Source organism: Ruegeria sp. AM9, assembly GCF_056540565.1.
In genome coordinates, this window is record NZ_JBQFWY010000002.1 from 14,234 (window position 1) to 30,918 (window position 16,685).

The window sequence follows — 16,685 nt, forward strand, 5'->3', positions numbered from 1 at the left end:
CATGACCGATCAAACCCGTAACTCTTCCCGCAGCGGCGGACGCGCCGCGCGCCGTGCTGCCCGTGCGACAGCACTGCCTGAACATCTGCGCCCCATCCGCCCCGGTATGGAGGGTGGCGTCCTCAATGTTCTGACCCAGGCACAGATCGAACGTATTCACGAAGCTGCGCTGACCGCACTGGAAACCATCGGTCTGGCCGACGCGCCGCAGAGCGGGATCGATTACCTAGTCGGTGCTGGCTGCACTTTGGGCGATGATGGCCGCATCCGCTTTCCCCGCGCGCTGGTCGAGGACACGGTCGCCAAGGCAAACCGCTCGGTCACTCTGTACAGCCGCGATGGCAAAACCGATCTGAACCTGTCCGGCACCAAGGTCCACTACGGCACCGCAGGCGCGGCCGTCAGTATGGTTGATGTTCACGGCAATGAATACCGGGATTCAACAGTGCAGGATTTGCATGACGCATCCCGTATCTGTGAACAGCTTGAAAATATTCACTTTGTTCAGCGGCCGATGGTCTGCCGAGACATTCCGGACAACCTGGAAATGGATCTGAACACGATCTACGCCTGCTGTTCGGGCACCTTCAAGCATATCGGCACATCCTTCACCGAACCGCATCACGTGGCGCCCGCGATGGAGATGATCTACACGATCGCCGGCGGCGAAGATAAATTCCGTGAGCGTCCGTTCATCTCGAACTCGAACTGCTTTGTCGTGCCACCGATGAAATTCGCCACCGAAAGCTGCGAGGTCATGGAACTGTGCATCAAGGCAGGGATGCCCGTTCTGTTGCTGTCGGCAGGAATGGCCGGGGCGACCGCACCTTCGACAATCGCCGGGGCGATCACCCAAGCCACGGCGGAATGCCTGGCCGGACTGGTTTATGTAAACGCCGTAAGCCCTGTTGCCCCAGCGATTTTTGGCACTTGGCCCTTTGGCCTGGACCTGCGCACCGGCGCCATGTCGATCGGGTCCGGCGAACAGGCCCTGCTGACCGCGGGCTGCGCCCAGATGCACCGGTTCTATGATCTGCCGGGTGGTGCAGCCGCCGGAGCGTCCGACTCGAAAGTGCCCGACATGCAAGCCGGATGGGAGCAGATGTGCTCGAATGTCATGGCCGGGCTATCGGGCGTGAACATGGTGTACGAAGCGGCAGGTATGCACGCCTCATTGCTGGGCTTTTGCCTGGAAAGCCTTATCCTCAGCGACGACCTGATCGGACAGGCGCAACGCTGTGTACGCGGGATTGAGGTCAACGATGAAACACTGGCGCTGGATCAGATCGCCGAGGTCTGCATGGGCGGTCCGGGCCACTATCTGGGCACCGACGCCACGCTCAGCCGGATGCAGGCGGATTATGTCTATCCAACGTTCGGTGACCGCACCTCGCCCAAGGAATGGGCAGAGCTAGGCAAACCCGGTCTGATTGAAAAAGCGATCAAGCGGAAGGAAGAAATCCTGTCGTCCCCGTCTCCAGCCCGGTTCGATCCGATTTTGGATGCTGAGATTCGCGACAGGTTCAACATTCACCTCGCCAAATAAGGCACTGTAAAAGCGGCCAGAAATTTTCTGGCCGCCCTTTAATTCGGGGTTAGCCGTCGGTCGCCGGCAACAACCCTGCTTCCTGCGCCACGGCAATTTCGGCCTCATCCAGCGCGCCGTCGCCGTTTGCGTCCATCGCCGAGAATGTGTCGGTGTCAACTTCGGGCAGAACGGCCTGAACCTCTTCAATTGTCAGTACACCATCGCCGTTTGCATCGGCTGTCGTGTCTGCAATGGCCATAACCGGCAGTCCAAGGACAAAGGCGGAAATTACGGTCAGTGTTTGCGGTTTCATTGTGATGCCTCCTGATTGAGTTCTGTTTGGTTTTGCGTCCGGACACCCAACACAAACACCGTCCTCAATCCTGATGTCACCCGCATCAGGGGAATTTGTCCGTATCGCGCCAATCTTTGCGTGTTTGGCCGAGTCGCACCTGCGGCAAGTTGCTCGGCAAAAATCCCCCAAATGCATTCGGCGAGACTTGCCCGACAGACACATCGCAAAACGGCAAGGCTCTGCTCAAAACCCGGCAAATGGGCTGCAAAAAAGAAAGGGGGCCGAAGCCCCCTGTCAGTTTCGCCTTCCAGGCTCATTTCGTTGACCGCCCGGTGTTTTTTTGCCTGCGGCCTGGACTGCGCATGGGACGAGCGCACCCGCCCCGTGAAAGAGTGGGAAAGAGCAAATATTCCGCCCCACCCTGTTCCCGACCGACACGGGCATGTCGGCCGAGTGGAGCGAGGCATCGATGGTAAGTCTCAGCGCCTTGCTCCGTATTCGTCGGGGCCGGTACCTGTGGCAGCGTTCCGACCCCTGCGCCCCGGGTTGCCGGGGCGGTAGCCTTAGCTACACCCGCTGGTTGCGCCGCAGGTGTTGCATTTCATGCAGGTGCCGTTGCGCACCAGTGTGTAGTTTCCGCATTCGCCACAAGGATCGCCCTCATAGCCCTGCATCTTGGCCTTGGTCCGTGCGTCCATGCCGGTCGCGACCGCTGTTTCGGCCGCAGGCGCTTCAAAGGTGGGCGCCGGTTCGGCCATGCCGTTCACCTCGGCCTGGCCGCCATTGAAGACCACCAGATCTTGGGGCAGACGCTTGCGGAGATACCCGGTCGAGCTGATTTGTTTCAGCACTTCCAAAGACTTGGAGGCCGCGCTGTCACTGATTTCCGAGACATTGGACAAACCATCCTCTTCGCCCCGGCCCAGATCGTCGAAGGTTGCGCCTTCGGGCTTCACATGGGCCAGATCGGTGCGGTCCAGATAGGACACGGCCAGTTCGCGGAAGATGTAGTCCAAGATCGACGTCGCGTTCTTGATCGAGTCGTTGCCCTGCACCATCCCAGCCGGTTCGAACTTGGTGAAGGTGAAGGCATCGACGAACTCTTCCAGCGGCACGCCGTATTGCAGGCCGACCGAGACCGCGATGGCGAAGTTGTTCATCATCGCCCGGAAGCCAGCGCCTTCCTTGTGCATGTCGATAAAGATCTCGCCCAGCTTGCCGTCTTCGAACTCGCCCGTCCGCAGATAGACCTTGTGGCCACCGACGATTGCCTTCTGGGTGTATCCCTTGCGGCGATGGGGCAGTTTTTCGCGATGGCTGCGGATGATTTCCTTGACCACAACCTTCTCGATCACCTTCTCGGCCAGAACGACGGCTTTTTCCTGCGCCGAACCGCTTTCCAGAACTTCCGCCGCCTCGTCATCATCCTCGACCAGCGCCGCGGCCAGCGGTTGCGACAGTTTCGAGCCGTCACGATAGAGCGCGTTGGCTTTCACACCCAGCGACCAGCTGAGCTCATAGGCCTTCTGGCAATCTTCGATGGTCGCGTCATTCGGCATGTTGATCGTCTTCGAGATCGCGCCCGAGATGAAGCTCTGCGCCGCTGCCATCATGGTGATGTGGCTATCAACCCCAAGGAAACGCTTGCCTTTCTTGCCGCACGGGTTGGCGCAGTCGAAGATGGCGTAGTGTTCCTCTTTCAGATGCGGCGCACCTTCCAGAGTCATGGTTCCGCAGACATGGTCGTTCGCCGCTTCGATATCCGCGCGGGTAAAGCCCAGATGGCGCAGCAGATCGAAGGTGGGGTCATTCAGCTTGGTCGCCGGGATGCCCAGAACGCCGGTGCAGAAATCCTCGCCCAGTGTCCACTGGTTGAAGACGAACCGGATATCAAAGGCGCTTTCCAGCGCGGCATCCACTTTGGCCAGTTCGTTCGGGCCAAAGCCATGACCGGTCAGCGAGGTGTGGTTGATCCCCGGCGCGTTGCCGATGGTGCCGTGACCGACCGCGTACCCCACGATCTCTTCGATCTGAGCCGAAGAATAACCCAACTTTTCCAGCGCCGACGGCACCGAACGGTTGATGATCTTGAAGTAACCGCCACCGGCCAGCTTCTTGAACTTGACCAGAGCGAAGTCCGGCTCGATGCCCGTCGTATCGCAATCCATAACCAGACCGATGGTACCGGTCGGCGCGATCACGGTGGCCTGCGCGTTGCGATAGCCGTTTTTCTCACCGAGGCTTAGCGCCTCATCCCAGGCCGACATAGCCAGATCGATCAGACGCTTGTCCGGGCAGTTGCCGTGGTCCAGAGGCACCGGCTTCACCGCCAGCTTCTCATAACCCTCGGTCACGCCCTGCGATGCACGGCGGTGATTGCGGATGACGCGCAGCATGTGGTCGGCGTTGCGTTCGTAACCTTTGAACGGGCCAAGCTCTCCGGCAATCTCGGCCGAGGTCGCATAGGCCACACCGGTCATGATCGCGGTCAGTGCGCCACAAATAGCGCGGCCCTCATCCGAGTCATAGCTGTAGCCCATATTCATCAGCAGGCCGCCGATATTGGCATAACCCAGACCCAGGGTACGGAAGTCATAAGACAGCTGCGCGATTTCCTTCGACGGGAACTGCGCCATCGTCACCGAAATTTCCAGCGTCAGGGTCCACAGGCGCGAGGCGTGCATATAGTCCGCCGCCTGGAACTCACCATCCTTGAGGAAGGTCAGCAGGTTCATCGACGCCAGGTTACAGGCCGTATCGTCCAGGAACATGTATTCCGAGCACGGGTTCGAGCCGCGGATCTCACCGTCTTCGGGGCATGTGTGCCATTCGTTGACGGTGTCATGGAACTGGATGCCCGGATCGGCGCAGGCCCAGGCGGCGTGGCCGACCTTTTCCCACAGATCCCGCGCCTTGACGGTCTTGGCGACCTTACCATCGGTGCGGTTGATCAGCTCCCAATCGGCGTCTTTTTCAACGGCGGTCAAGAAGGCGTTGGTCACACGGATCGAGTTGTTCGAGTTCTGACCCGATACCGAGCTATAGGCTTCCGAATCCCAGTCCGTGTCGTAGGTGGGGAATTCGATGCTATCGTGGCCCTGCTTGGCGTAATCCAGCACGCGCTTGATGTAAGTTTCTGGGATCGCTACCTTTTTGGCCTCGCGAACCGCTTTCTTCAGGCTTTCATTCTTGTTGGGATCATACGCATCGTCTTGCGCACCGTCCCAGCTGCGGATGGCCTCGAAAATGCCGTTCAGCATCTTCTCGTGCATCTTCGATCCGGCAACGATCGAGGCCACCTTCTGCTCTTCGATCACCTTCCATTCGATGAATTGCTCGATATCGGGGTGATCTGCATCGACGATTACCATCTTTGCTGCTCGACGGGTTGTCCCGCCTGATTTGATCGCGCCAGCGGCGCGGTCGCCGATCTTGAGAAAGCCCATAAGACCCGAGGACTTGCCACCACCAGACAGCGCTTCGCCTTCTGCACGCAGATGGCTGAAGTTGGTCCCGGTGCCCGAGCCGTATTTGAACAGGCGCGCCTCGCGCACCCACAGATCCATGATGCCGCCTTCGTTCACCAGATCATCATCGACCGACTGGATGAAGCACGCGTGCGGCTGCGGATGTTCGTAAGCGGATTTCGATTTGGTCAGCTTGCCGGTTTTATAGTCGACATAGTGGTGCCCCTGCGCGGGTCCGTCGATACCGTAAGCCCAGTGCAAACCAGTGTTGAACCACTGCGGCGAGTTCGGCGCGGCGCGCTGGGTCGCCAGCATATAGCGCATCTCGTCGAAATAGGCGCGGGCGTCTTCTTCGGTCGAGAAATAGCCGCCTTTCCAGCCCCAATAGGCCCAGGCACCGGCCAGACGGTCGAACACTTGTTTGGAAGAGGTTTCACCACCAAATTCAGAGCCCTCAGCCGGAACCGAACGCCACAGGAATTCGGGAACGTCCTTTTCCTTGACCTTTTTCAGGGCCGAAGGGACACCGGCCTTGCGGAAGTATTTCTGTGCGATGACGTCACTGGCCACCTGGCTCCACTTGGTGGGAACTTCGATTTCGTCGAGGCGAAAAACGATGGTGCCGTCCGGGTTCCGAATCTCGGAGGTCGCAGAGACAAAGTCCAGATCTGCGTATGCGTCCTGCCCCGATTTGGTGAATTTTCTGTCAATCTTCATGTCCGCAGCCCTAGATTCAAACAACTTGTCCGTTGGCATCAGGGGCATTTCAGCATTCCGTCAGCCGTGCCAGAAATTTGGACGCAAACGACCGGGCGCTGTTTCTTACAGCGCGAAACCGTCTATACGGTTGCACGTTAAATAGATGTGCTTTCCGACCCTCGCCCCATGCCCCACTCTGATCATTCTACCAGATTTAGTGGCACTCCTTTCGGCCCATACAACTTGGCGTATTCAGCCATAGATCGTCAATGTCATTTTTCAGTCATTTTCAAAATCTTTTTTGTTGACCCAAAAGTTTCGAGGCGCCGTTTATTGACGGATTGCGATTCCTCCACAGGTTCATCCACCGACCGCTGAACCCGCCCCGAAAAGCGCTCAGGGGAATTAACTGTGTTTCTCGGCACAGTTACCGGCATTTGGTAAACTGGCACTAAGCTGGATAGGCTGAACAAGAATCAAAACACCGCCCGGCGATGGGGTGGATAAAATTCGCTACGTGTAAAACGACTTACCGAGGGGGTCAGGTCAGATGTTGGTGTTTCGCTTACTTCCAGTACTGCTGCTGATCGTGGCCTGCACACCACAAGATCTGCCCCCGCCCACGCGCAGTGCGCAGTTCGAGACCTACCCAAAACGGCTTTTCGATACGTTTGAAACCCAATGCGCAGGCCCCGGTGAGCAGTTCGAAAAAACCGGGAATCGGGTTTTTGAATGCGCCGAGTTGCTGCCGCCTGACACCACCGCCTATCTGATTCTCAACTATGATGGGTATCCGCAGGATTTGCCTAAAAGCGTCATGCGCATGACATCGACCAAAAACACGTCGGGTTACCGTGTCGATGCTGAGCTGTTCTTTAACGTGCCACAGAAAAAGGGGCCAGCAGTCAACGTTCCGGTGGAAAGCAAAGCCCTGGACCAGGCGCTTGGCGCGCTGTTCCGGACGATGGGAGGTTCACCGATTTAAAGGAAAGAAGTGGTCGGGGCGGCAGGATTCGAACCTACGACCCCCTGTACCCAAAACAGGTGCGCTACCAGACTGCGCCACGCCCCGGACCGTGCGCCTTCCTAACGATGCCCATCTGATTTGAAAAGCCCTAACAGGGCCAAATTGCAGGGCCTTGCGAAAAAACTTCGTGCTGCATCTGGGTTCCCGGAGTGATCAGGTAACGGTCCGCCAGCCCGGCATTGATTTCCAGAACCGCAAACACCGAATCGCCACCATAGATCTGGCTCTCGTCGCCGGGTATCGCGTTTTCATGCACGCGGGTCACCATGCCGGTGCGGTCCAGAAAAATGATGTCCAAGGGAATCAGAGTGTTCTTCATCCAGAACGCCACCCGCTGCGGCGGGTCGAACACGAACAGCATCCCGGACCGCTTCGGCAACGACTCGCGGAACATCAGACCGCGCGCCCTGTCCTGCGGACTTATCGCCAGTTCAACATTGAAGGTAATCTGGGTCTTATCATTGCGCAGACCGACACGGTCTTCGCGACATGCCGCCAGAACCTCTCCGGCCCACAGCATTGTAATACTTGCAAGAACCGCGAGAAACCTGGTCATGAACAATCAGTCGTCCAATGCGGATTCCCAGGCCAGCACCTGAGCCGCCATACGCCCGCGTTTGCCGTCGATGACGCGCATCGCAAGCGCCTCGCCCGGTTGCAGATCGGCAAGACCGGACCGGCGCAGCACTTCGATATGCAGGAACACGTCCTCGCCCCGGCCAAAGACATTGGCGAACCCAAAGCCCTTGCCCTTGTCGAACCACTTCACCCGCGCAGCTTCGAGCGGCGCTTCCGCGATCACCACCGGATCAAGCTCGGCAAAATCCGCCAGCATCATCGAGTCGGTCCGCGCGGGCGGATCGACACTGATGACCTCGACCGCCTGAACACCGCGGTCGGTGCGATGCGTCATGATCTCGATTCCGGCACCGTCGGCGACAGAGCTTTGACCGAAATTGCGCAACACGTTCACATGCAACAGAATATCCGGACCGCCTTCGTCAGACACAACGAAACCGTACCCCTTGGCGGGGTCGAACCATTTCACGTGTCCACGTACGCGGTACATGTTGTTCAGATCGTCTGGCACGGTTTTCCTATCGCGAATTTTAACAGTTCGTTAAGGGTCCGATGTGTATGGGAATGGCGCGCAAATTCAAGCCGAAAAAATCCTTTATTTCCTGCGCGTTGCATTTCACGATACGCGAACGTCATGGATTCAACCTCTGCACTTCCCATGCCGAGCCCACCTGATCCCGGCGCCATTGGAACCTGTCATGCAGCCGGAAAGCTCCATCGGCCCAAAACTCGATCTCGGTCGGCACCAGCCTATATCCGCCCCAAAATGGCGGCCGCGGAGGGTTCGGCCCCAGTTTCGCGGTCACCTTTGCAACCTCTGCCATAAGGGCAGACCGGCTGCTGAGAGGCTGAGACTGCTTCGAGGCCCAGGCCCCGAGGCGACTCTTCAATGAGCGGGACGCATAATATTCATCGGCTTGCGGCCCGTTTTCCCGGGTGATTGTACCACGAACCCTGATTTGGCGCCGCAAAGATTTCCAGTGCATGACAAACGCCGCCTTGCCTGCCGTTTCAAGCTCGGCCGCTTTGGTGCTTTCGTAATTGGTGTAAAACACGAAGGCATCGGATTCGATCTCTTTCAACAGCACCATGCGCACATTCGGCATCCCGTCCGGGTCCACGGTCGCCAACGCTATGGCGTTGGGATCATTCAATTCGCTGTCTTTGGCCTCTGCAAGCCACCGATCCGAAATTTCAAACGGATCAGCGCCGGCAAAAATGCCACCACGCTCGGTCATTTCCATCCCCCGGAAACTTTTGTTAACTACCCTAGGGCGAGAACCCGCTGTGGGCAAGAGTTCGTGGCCTTGAAGCAGCGCAACCAATGGCATAAACCAACCCAACATAAAGCGAAGACAGGCGGAGAACCGAACATGTCAAATCAGTTGATGGCCGGAAAACGCGGCCTCATCATGGGACTGGCCAATGATAAATCGATCGCATGGGGAATTGCCCGCGCTTTATCCGAAGCCGGAGCCGAACTTGCCTTTTCCTATCAGGGCGATGCTCTGAAAAAGCGGGTCGATCCGCTGGCGGCGCAACTGGGCAGCGAAATCGTCCTGCCCTGCGACGTAAGCGATGAAGCATCGATTGATGCGCTGTTCTCTTCGCTGGAAGAGAAATGGGGCAAGCTGGACTTCATCGTTCATGCGATCGGCTTTTCCGACAAGAACGAACTGCGCGGTCGTTACGTCGATACCAGCCGCGCGAATTTCAAGCTGACCATGGATGTGTCGGTCTATTCCTTCACCGCCGTGATGCAGCGTGCGGAAAAGATGATGTCCGAGGGCAGCAGCGCCGTTACCCTGACCTATTACGGCGCCGAACAGGTGATGCCGCACTACAACGTGATGGGCGTTGCCAAAGCGGCGCTGGAAGCGTCGGTCAAATACCTGGCCGAGGATCTGGGCAAGGACGGTATCCGCGTCAACTCGATCTCGGCGGGTCCGATCAAGACACTGGCCGCCAGCGGCATTGGCGACTTCCGCTATATCATGAAGTGGAACGAGTATAACTCGCCTCTGCGCCGCAATGTGACCATCGATGATGTCGGCAAGTCGGCGCTTTATCTGCTGTCCGATCTCAGCAGCGGTGTCACCGGTGAGAATCTGCACGTGGATTCGGGCTATCACATCGTCGGCATGAAGGCCGTCGACGCCCCCGACGTTGAAAAGGGTTAAGAGAAATGAGCGCCAAAGACCGCCTGCCCCACGAAAAAGGCTTTCACATCAGCTGGGACCAGATTCACCGCGACTCGCGCGCTTTGGCGTGGCGGCTGGACGGTCAGGGCCCGGATGACGGCGCGTGGCGCGCCGTTGTTGCCATCACCCGCGGCGGCATGGCGCCCGCGATGATCGTCAGCCGCGAGCTGGACATTCGCACCGTCGATACGATCAGTGTGCGGTCCTACCACCATCAGGCGCAGGGCGAGGCCGAGGTGCTGAAAGCCCCCGACGTTGATCTGATGGGCGATGGTGAAGGCGTTCTGATCATCGACGATCTGGTCGACAGCGGCAAAACGCTGGAACTGGTGCGCGCGATGTACCCCAAAGCGCATTTTGCCACTGTATACGCCAAGCCCAAAGGCCGCCCGATGGTGGACACGTTCATAACCGAGGTCAGCCAGGACACGTGGATCTTCTTCCCGTGGGATATGGCCCTGCAATATGTCGAGCCCTATCGCGGTACCGACTGATCCTCTGCTGAACATCCAGGACCACGCATGACCCGGACACGCACCGCCGCCACTTTCGCCCCTCCGGTGATGGAGGCGCGGCGCTGGCTGGAGGGCGTGGTCTTTTCCGAGGACCGGCCTCTGATCAATGTCAGCCAGGCCGCGCCGGTTGATCCGCCACCCTTGGCGCTGCGTCAGGCCATGGCCGAGTTCGCCGTGACCGAAGACAGCGCGCATCTATATGGCCCGGTTCTGGGCAATCCCGATTTAGGCGCGGAACTGGCAACGCAAATCGGCCAGCATTACGCCGCTGAACTCGCGGCGGATCACGTTGCCATCACTTCAGGTTGCAATCAGGCGTTTGCCGCCGCGATCTCGGCCATCACCGATGAAGGGGACGAGGTTATCCTGCCAACCCCTTGGTACTTCAACCATAAAATGTGGCTGGATATGGCGGGCGTTCGCGCCATCGACCTGAAAACTGATGATGAACTGCTGCCCGACCCCGAGGCGGCCTGCGCCCTGATCACGGATAAAACCCGCGCAATCGTTCTGGTCACCCCGAACAATCCGGGCGGCGTGGAGTACCCCTCGGAATTGGTGCGCGCCTTCTATGATCTTGCGCGCGAGGCGGGCATTCGCCTGCTGGTCGATGAAACCTATCGCGATTTCGACAGCCGCAGCGGCCCGCCGCATGATCTGTTCAGCCAACCAGATTGGCAGGAGACTCTGGTCCACCTCTATTCATTTTCCAAAGCCTATCGCCTGACGGGTCACCGCGTCGGTGCGATCGCAACTGGTGCGAACCTGCTGGCCGAGATCGAAAAATTTCTGGACACAGTGGCAATCTGCCCCAGCCAGATCGGCCAGTTCGCGGCGCTGTGGGGGATGCGGAATCTGTCGCAATGGGTTGCCGGAGAGCGCGCTGAAATCCTCGACCGCCGCGCCGCGATTCAGGAAGAATTGCCCTGCTTGGCCGACAAGGGCTGGCGCCTGTTGGGTCTAGGGGCGTATTTCGCGTATTTCGAGCACCCGTTCGACATCCCTTCGGATGAACTGGCGCGTCGTCTGGTGCCCGAGGCCGGTATCCTGCTGCTGCCCGGCACAATGTTCATGCCCGAAGACGACCCGGCAGGAAGACGTCAGGTTCGCGTCGCGTTTGCCAATCTCGACCGCGCCGGAATCGCACAATTGTTCGACCGGCTACAGGCCCTGTCCTTCTGAGCTTGCCCCCCGGCGGCGTGCATCGTATTCAGGGCCGCAACCGACAGGGCAGTAACTTGCCGCATTAATAAGAGGGCACCATGGCCGCAGGCGTTAAAAACCTATCGAAGACCTTTGTCTGGATTATCATGGGCCTGTTGATGCTGGGCCTTGCAGGCTTTGGCGCAACCAGCCTGACCGGCACCGTGCGCACCGTTGCGCAGGTCGGCAACGAAGAGGTCTCGATCAACGAATATGTCCGTGAGCTGCAGCGCGAAATTCGCGCGGTCGAAAGTCAAACCGGCCAACCTCTGCAAATGTCGCAGGCGCAAGACTTCGGGCTGGACCGATTGGCCTTGTCGCGCCTGACCGCTCTGGCCGCGCTGGACAACGAAGTTGGTGAGCTGGGCATTTCGATCGGAGACGAGAACCTACAAAAGGAAATCGTCGCCATTCAGGCGTTTCAAGGTGTGGATGGTTCGTTTGACCGTGACGCCTATCAGTTTCAACTGGAACAGGTCGGAATGACGGATACCGAGTTCGAATCAGACCTGCGCAAGGAATCCTCGCGTACCATCGTTCAGAACGCGGTGGTCAGCGGGGTTGAGATGCCCTCGGTTCTGACGCAGGTCCTGACCGACTATGTCGGCGCCCGCCGCAGCTTTACCGTGGCCACGGTCGGGCCGGATGCGCTGACCACCCCTGTCGCCGCACCGACCGATGAACAGGTTCAGACCTATTATGATGAGAACACGGGTCAATTCACCCTGCCCCGCACCAAGCAACTGACCTATGCGATTCTGTCGCCGGAAATGCTGCTGGACAGTGTCGAGGTAGACGAGGATTCAGTGCGTCGCCTCTATGATCAGCGCGCATCCGAATTCCACCAGCCCGAGCGCCGTCTGGTCGAACGCCTGACCTACCCCAGCGAGGAGGCCGCGCAAACTGCAATGGCCCAGCTTGAGGTCGGCGGTACCACGTTTGAACAACTGGTACGGGACCGCCAGCTGGAACTCAGCGACATCGACCTTGGTGACGTGACCCGCGAAGATCTTGGCGAAGCGGCCGAGGCCATCTTTGCCGCCGATCTGGACACCGTGGTTGGGCCGCTGCCGTCGACCTTTGGCCCTGCCCTGTTCCGCATCAATGGCTCGCTGGCCGAGAACACGACCTCGTTCGAAGACGCCGCACCTGCCCTGCGCGAGGAACTGGCCGCTGACCGCGCCCGCCGTCAGATCGAAGCACAGGCTGAAGACATCAATGACATGCTGGCCGGTGGCGCCACTCTGGAAGAGCTGACCTCTGAGACCGAGATGGAACTGGGGCAGATCGACTGGACCCGCCAGAGCGACGATGGTGTTGCCGCCTATGACGGGTTCCGCACCGTCGCCGAGGCTGTGAACGAAGGCGATTTCCCCGAGGTTGCGTTCCTTGAGGACGGCTCGATCTTTGCCCTGCGCCTGAACCAGGTTCTGCCCCAACGCCCCGAACCGTTGGAGACAGCGCGTGAGCGCGTGGTGGCTGCGTGGACGCAGGCTGAAACGAGCAAAGCACTGGAAGAGCAGGCCAACGCGGTTCTTGAGCAGTTGAACGCGGATGGCGACTTTACCACCACCGGCCTGCCCTTCCGCGTGGAAAACGCTCTGACCCGCACTGCGTTCCTGGATGATGTGCCTGCGGATTTCATGGTGCAGGTTTTCGAAATGGAACCCGGCGAGCTGCGCACCGTTCCTGGTGAAGGCTCGGCATTCATCGTCCGTCTGGAAGAGCTGCTGGCGCCTGCCGAAACCGACGAACTGCGTCAGGCTCAGGCCGCGCTTGAGGCTCAGCTGAACCAGGCGTTGGCGCAGAACATCTTTGACGCCTATGTTCGCGACGCGCAGGCCCGCGCCCGTCCGGTGATTGATCAGCGCGCGCTGAACGCCGTGCAGTCAAGCTATTAAAAGAGACCGAATATGGCCCTGACCCCCGAGTTTGACAGCTTCGCCCGCGCTTATGAGGCTGGCGAAAATCAGGTCGTCTATACCCGTCTGGCAGCTGATCTGGACACGCCCGTGTCCCTGATGCTCAAGCTGACGGGCGCGCAGAAAGACGCGTTCATGCTGGAATCGGTGACAGGAGGAGAGATTCGCGGGCGGTATTCGATCATTGGCATGAAGCCGGACCTGATCTGGCGCTGTCGCGGGGAAGCCTCCGAACTGAACCGCTCGGCTCGCTTCGATGCCGAGGCGTTCAATCCGCAGGACGGTAACCCGATGGACAACCTGCGCGCGTTGCTGGCCGAAAGCCGCATCGCACTGCCCGACGACCTGCCACAGGCTGCGGCGGGACTGTTTGGTTATCTGGGGTATGACATGGTCCGGCTGGTGGAATACCTGCCGGACGTGAACCCCGACCCGCTGGGCCTGCCTGATGCGATCATGCTGCGCCCTTCGGTGATCGCTGTTCTGGATGGTGTCAAAGGCGAAGTCACCGTTGTCTCGCCCGCTTGGGTGGCCGAGGGACAATCGGCCAAGGCCGCCTATGCGCAGGCCGCCGAGCGTGTGATGGACGCGGTGCGCGATCTGGAACGCGCCATGCCTGCCGAAACCCGCGATCTGGGGGATGCGTCCGAGGTCGCGCCGCCGGTGTCGAACTTTACCAAGTCCGGCTATATGGAAGCGGTTGAAAAGGCCAAGGAATACATCCGTGCGGGCGACCTCTTTCAGGTCGTCCCGGCGCAGCGCTGGACGCAGGATTTCCCGCAGCCACCGTTTGCCCTGTATCGCTCGTTGCGCCGAACCAACCCGTCGCCCTTCATGTTCTATTTCAACTTCGGCGGCTTTCAGGTCGTTGGTGCCAGCCCTGAGATTCTGGTGCGCGTCTTCGGGGATGAGGTCACGATCCGCCCGATCGCTGGCACCCGTCCCCGTGGTGCAACGCCCGAAGAGGACAAGGCCAACGAGGCCGATCTGCTGGCCGACAAGAAAGAACTGGCCGAGCACCTGATGCTGCTGGATCTAGGCCGCAACGACACCGGTCGCGTGTCCAAGATCGGCACCGTGCGTCCGACCGAAGAGTTCATCATCGAACGCTACAGCCACGTGATGCACATCGTCTCGAACGTGGTCGGAGAGCTGGCCGAAGACAAAGACGCACTGGATGCGTTCTTTGCCGGGATGCCTGCGGGCACCGTCTCGGGCGCGCCGAAAGTGCGCGCGATGGAGATCATTGACGAGCTGGAGCCGGAAAAACGCGGCGTCTATGGCGGCGGTGTTGGCTATTTCAGCGCCGGTGGCGACATGGATATGTGTATCGCCCTGCGGACGGCCATCGTGAAGGATCACAAACTCTATATTCAGGCCGGCGGCGGTGTCGTTTACGACAGCGACCCCGAATACGAATATATGGAGACCGTTCACAAATCGAACGCCATCCGGCGGGCTGCTGCGGATGCTGCACGATTCACGGGGTCGGGCAACTCATAGAAAAATGGCTGGCCTTTGAGGCCAACCGTCTCTTTTCTTCAGACTTCACTGAACTTCTTTCATCATCACCGCGGAAATCGGGGCCATTGCGACGCGGTTGCCACGATCCTCTAGCCCCCACAGCAGCAGGGCCGAGATCGTGTCGGGGCGCAGGCGGCCCAGCATCACGACGGTACCTTCCTGCCCGGCGCGGAACGCGGCCTGATCCAGGAAACGGCGCATGATCTTGGGATCCTGACGCGCGCCGTCAATATCCCGGAAGATCACACCCGAGGGCACGCCGTTGCGCGCGGCCAGCTTTTGCACGGTGTTCAACCCGTTATCCTGCGTGATCAGACCCCGGCCCGTACCGGCGGCAATCGCGGCCACCTGATCGGCCAGTTTGCGGTTGCCCTGAATTCCTGAATCCACGCCCTCAAGGATACCCACCGTTTCCGGCAGCGTATCAAGCCATACCGCCAAAGAAACCTCGGCATCCTGTGCGCTGGCGGCCTCGGGTAGATCGGCGAGAGCCAGAACCTCGAAACCGGCCTTGCGGTGCCGGTTCATCTTTTCGGCGGCTTCCGGATCAGAGGGGCTGACCGCAAAGGTCAGCGGGTATGGGAAGTCCTGCAAAGCTTCGGCGCCGTATGCGCCCTCATCATCGATCAGGATGATGGACATCAGCGGCTTGGCCTCGGGGTTATCGAAATCGGCCGCGTAGGCCTCGATCGGCTTGCCCGGCACGATCATCTCGGTACCGGTTTCGGTGATCTGGATCACATCATCACGTTCGGTCAGGGGTACAACACGCGTGCCGACACCCGGCACTGCTGCGGCCTCACCTTCGCCTCCGATCTGGGGAACGGATGCAATCCGTGGCAGATCGCGCGGCGCTGCATCTTCGTCGCCTTCGACAGCAATTGGGCTGTTCTCAAAGGGGTTTGTTTCCACCTCAGGCACAGCTGTATCGGCCACCTCTGGCTCAGGTGCCACCTCAGCTGCGACAGATTCAGTTTCCGGTGCAACCTCGGGTTCAGGTTGAGGTTCGGCTTCGACACCTTCAGGTTCGGCCTGAAGCGTGGTCTCGGCAACGTCGGGCTGCACCTCGGCTTCGGCGACCGGCTCGGGCTGGGCTTCGGGCGCGTCCAGCGACACCTCGGGCAAGGCCTCGGCATTGGGCGATCCCTGCACCACTGGCGGGGCTTGCGGCGCAACCGGCGCCTCAGTCGAGACGCTGACCGGTGCCGAAGGTGCTGCGACGGGTTCATCAACCTGAGCCGCAGGCTCTATCACCTGGGGCTGGGCCTCGGGCTCGACCTCGACATCCGACAGTTCGGCCAACGTGTCGGTCTGGTCAAAAGTGGATTCGGGTTCGGCCGGTGGCAGGTCCAACAAATCGGCATCGCCGACAGTGTCCGTTGCCTCTGCGGTGGTTTCGGGAACCTCGGCCACCTCGGGTTCCGGAGCAGACACTGCCACTTCCGGTTTTTTCGCCAGTGGCGTGTTCAGAGACAGCACTGCCCCCAACACAAGAACAACGACCGTTCCCACGATCATCCCGCTGACAAATCCGCCCATAACAATTGCCTCTCGTTCTGGTCCTGCTTCGATCGCATGTTCGCCGTCTGTTGCGGCATTTACTTGCCACGGCATCAGGAACCGGATGTCCCCTTGACGCTGCCGCGCAAGCCTGAGCATGTATGTCCCGACATTATACCGTGGCCCGGGGCTGTATCGCCAGCCCGAAATGCCCAAGCCGAGACA

At 59.6% G+C, this 16,685-nt stretch carries 13 protein-coding genes and 1 tRNA gene; 7 read left to right on the top strand and 7 right to left on the bottom strand.

The genetic code is table 11. The annotated features are described in order from the left end of the window. The first annotated feature begins 1 nt into the window (after nt 1). Nucleotides 2-1,546, top strand: coding sequence for a trimethylamine methyltransferase family protein (locus tag ACR0DO_RS04915; RefSeq protein ID WP_480556994.1), 1,545 nt, complete (start codon nt 2-4; stop codon nt 1,544-1,546). A 49-nt stretch (nt 1,547-1,595) separates the two neighbouring features. On the opposite strand, the gene ACR0DO_RS04920 is transcribed toward ACR0DO_RS04915, so the two are convergent. Both ACR0DO_RS04920 and ACR0DO_RS04925 read right to left on the bottom strand, forming a co-directional pair. Then, nucleotides 1,596-1,841 carry an EF-hand domain-containing protein gene (locus ACR0DO_RS04920; protein WP_480556996.1) on the bottom strand — a complete coding sequence of 82 codons (246 nt, stop codon included), beginning with the start codon at nt 1,839-1,841 and terminating at the stop codon, nt 1,596-1,598. 545 nt (nt 1,842-2,386) lie between these two features. Further along, nucleotides 2,387-6,007 (bottom strand): vitamin B12-dependent ribonucleotide reductase, encoded by a 3,621-nt coding sequence (locus ACR0DO_RS04925; RefSeq protein ID WP_480556998.1) that lies wholly within the window; start codon nt 6,005-6,007, stop codon nt 2,387-2,389. Between the two features lie 532 nt (nt 6,008-6,539). On the opposite strand from ACR0DO_RS04925, the gene ACR0DO_RS04930 reads away from it, so the two are divergent. Then, complete coding sequence (locus ACR0DO_RS04930; protein WP_480556999.1) at nt 6,540-6,974, top strand: hypothetical protein; 435 nt, start codon at nt 6,540-6,542, stop codon at nt 6,972-6,974. 10 nt (nt 6,975-6,984) lie between these two features. On the opposite strand, the gene ACR0DO_RS04935 is transcribed toward ACR0DO_RS04930, so the two are convergent. The 4 genes from ACR0DO_RS04935 to pdxH form a co-directional block, all read right to left on the bottom strand. Continuing rightward, nucleotides 6,985-7,061, bottom strand: a tRNA-Pro gene (locus tag ACR0DO_RS04935). A gap of 43 nt (nt 7,062-7,104) precedes the next feature. Continuing rightward, nucleotides 7,105-7,572, bottom strand: coding sequence for a DUF192 domain-containing protein (locus tag ACR0DO_RS04940; RefSeq protein ID WP_170443823.1), 468 nt, complete (start codon nt 7,570-7,572; stop codon nt 7,105-7,107). Between the two features lie 6 nt (nt 7,573-7,578). Continuing rightward, nucleotides 7,579-8,085: a cold-shock protein gene (locus tag ACR0DO_RS04945; protein ID WP_480442830.1), complete on the bottom strand. Its 507-nt coding sequence runs from the start codon at nt 8,083-8,085 to the stop codon at nt 7,579-7,581. A 142-nt stretch (nt 8,086-8,227) separates the two neighbouring features. Continuing rightward, the gene (gene pdxH / locus ACR0DO_RS04950) at nt 8,228-8,833 is read right to left on the bottom strand and encodes a pyridoxamine 5'-phosphate oxidase (protein ID WP_170443819.1); all 606 of its coding nucleotides are present in this window, start codon (nt 8,831-8,833) and stop codon (nt 8,228-8,230) included. A 135-nt stretch (nt 8,834-8,968) separates the two neighbouring features. On the opposite strand from pdxH, the gene fabI reads away from it, so the two are divergent. From fabI to trpE, 5 genes are all read left to right on the top strand, one after another. Next, entirely contained in the window at nt 8,969-9,775 is an 807-nt protein-coding gene (gene fabI / locus ACR0DO_RS04955; protein WP_170325040.1) for an enoyl-ACP reductase FabI, read from the top strand. A gap of 5 nt (nt 9,776-9,780) precedes the next feature. After that, nucleotides 9,781-10,290, top strand: coding sequence for a xanthine phosphoribosyltransferase (gene gpt / locus ACR0DO_RS04960; protein WP_170443816.1), 510 nt, complete (start codon nt 9,781-9,783; stop codon nt 10,288-10,290). A gap of 27 nt (nt 10,291-10,317) precedes the next feature. After that, nucleotides 10,318-11,493: an aminotransferase gene (locus ACR0DO_RS04965; protein WP_480557002.1), complete on the top strand. Its 1,176-nt coding sequence runs from the start codon at nt 10,318-10,320 to the stop codon at nt 11,491-11,493. Nucleotides 11,494-11,573: 80 nt separating this feature from the next. Beyond that, entirely contained in the window at nt 11,574-13,415 is a 1,842-nt protein-coding gene (locus tag ACR0DO_RS04970) for a peptidylprolyl isomerase (RefSeq protein ID WP_480557004.1), read from the top strand. A gap of 12 nt (nt 13,416-13,427) precedes the next feature. Then, nucleotides 13,428-14,939 (top strand): anthranilate synthase component I, encoded by a 1,512-nt coding sequence (trpE, locus tag ACR0DO_RS04975; RefSeq protein ID WP_480557006.1) that lies wholly within the window; start codon nt 13,428-13,430, stop codon nt 14,937-14,939. Nucleotides 14,940-14,984: 45 nt separating this feature from the next. Here the strand turns inward: trpE and ACR0DO_RS04980 are convergent, their stop codons facing one another. Further along, on the bottom strand, nt 14,985-16,574 hold the full coding sequence (locus ACR0DO_RS04980; RefSeq protein WP_480557008.1) for a divergent polysaccharide deacetylase family protein: 1,590 nt from the start codon (nt 16,572-16,574) through the stop codon (nt 14,985-14,987). Nucleotides 16,575-16,685 lie beyond the last annotated feature (111 nt).

What these genes read in the sequence shown, in the direction of transcription:
- ACR0DO_RS04930 (WP_480556999.1), top strand. Translation starts at nt 6,540, where the DNA reads ATGTTGGTGTTTCGCTTACTTCCAGTACTGCTGCTGATCGTGGCCTGC.
- gpt (WP_170443816.1), top strand. Translation starts at nt 9,781, where the DNA reads ATGAGCGCCAAAGACCGCCTGCCCCACGAAAAAGGCTTTCACATCAGC.
- trpE (WP_480557006.1), top strand. Translation starts at nt 13,428, where the DNA reads ATGGCCCTGACCCCCGAGTTTGACAGCTTCGCCCGCGCTTATGAGGCT.
- ACR0DO_RS04940 (WP_170443823.1), bottom strand. Translation starts at nt 7,572, where the DNA reads ATGACCAGGTTTCTCGCGGTTCTTGCAAGTATTACAATGCTGTGGGCC.
- ACR0DO_RS04970 (WP_480557004.1), top strand. Translation starts at nt 11,574, where the DNA reads ATGGCCGCAGGCGTTAAAAACCTATCGAAGACCTTTGTCTGGATTATC.
- ACR0DO_RS04915 (WP_480556994.1), top strand. Translation starts at nt 2, where the DNA reads ATGACCGATCAAACCCGTAACTCTTCCCGCAGCGGCGGACGCGCCGCG.
- ACR0DO_RS04925 (WP_480556998.1), bottom strand. Translation starts at nt 6,007, where the DNA reads ATGAAGATTGACAGAAAATTCACCAAATCGGGGCAGGACGCATACGCA.
- pdxH (WP_170443819.1), bottom strand. Translation starts at nt 8,833, where the DNA reads ATGACCGAGCGTGGTGGCATTTTTGCCGGCGCTGATCCGTTTGAAATT.
- ACR0DO_RS04980 (WP_480557008.1), bottom strand. Translation starts at nt 16,574, where the DNA reads ATGCCGTGGCAAGTAAATGCCGCAACAGACGGCGAACATGCGATCGAA.
- ACR0DO_RS04920 (WP_480556996.1), bottom strand. Translation starts at nt 1,841, where the DNA reads ATGAAACCGCAAACACTGACCGTAATTTCCGCCTTTGTCCTTGGACTG.
- fabI (WP_170325040.1), top strand. Translation starts at nt 8,969, where the DNA reads ATGTCAAATCAGTTGATGGCCGGAAAACGCGGCCTCATCATGGGACTG.
- ACR0DO_RS04945 (WP_480442830.1), bottom strand. Translation starts at nt 8,085, where the DNA reads ATGTACCGCGTACGTGGACACGTGAAATGGTTCGACCCCGCCAAGGGG.
- ACR0DO_RS04965 (WP_480557002.1), top strand. Translation starts at nt 10,318, where the DNA reads ATGACCCGGACACGCACCGCCGCCACTTTCGCCCCTCCGGTGATGGAG.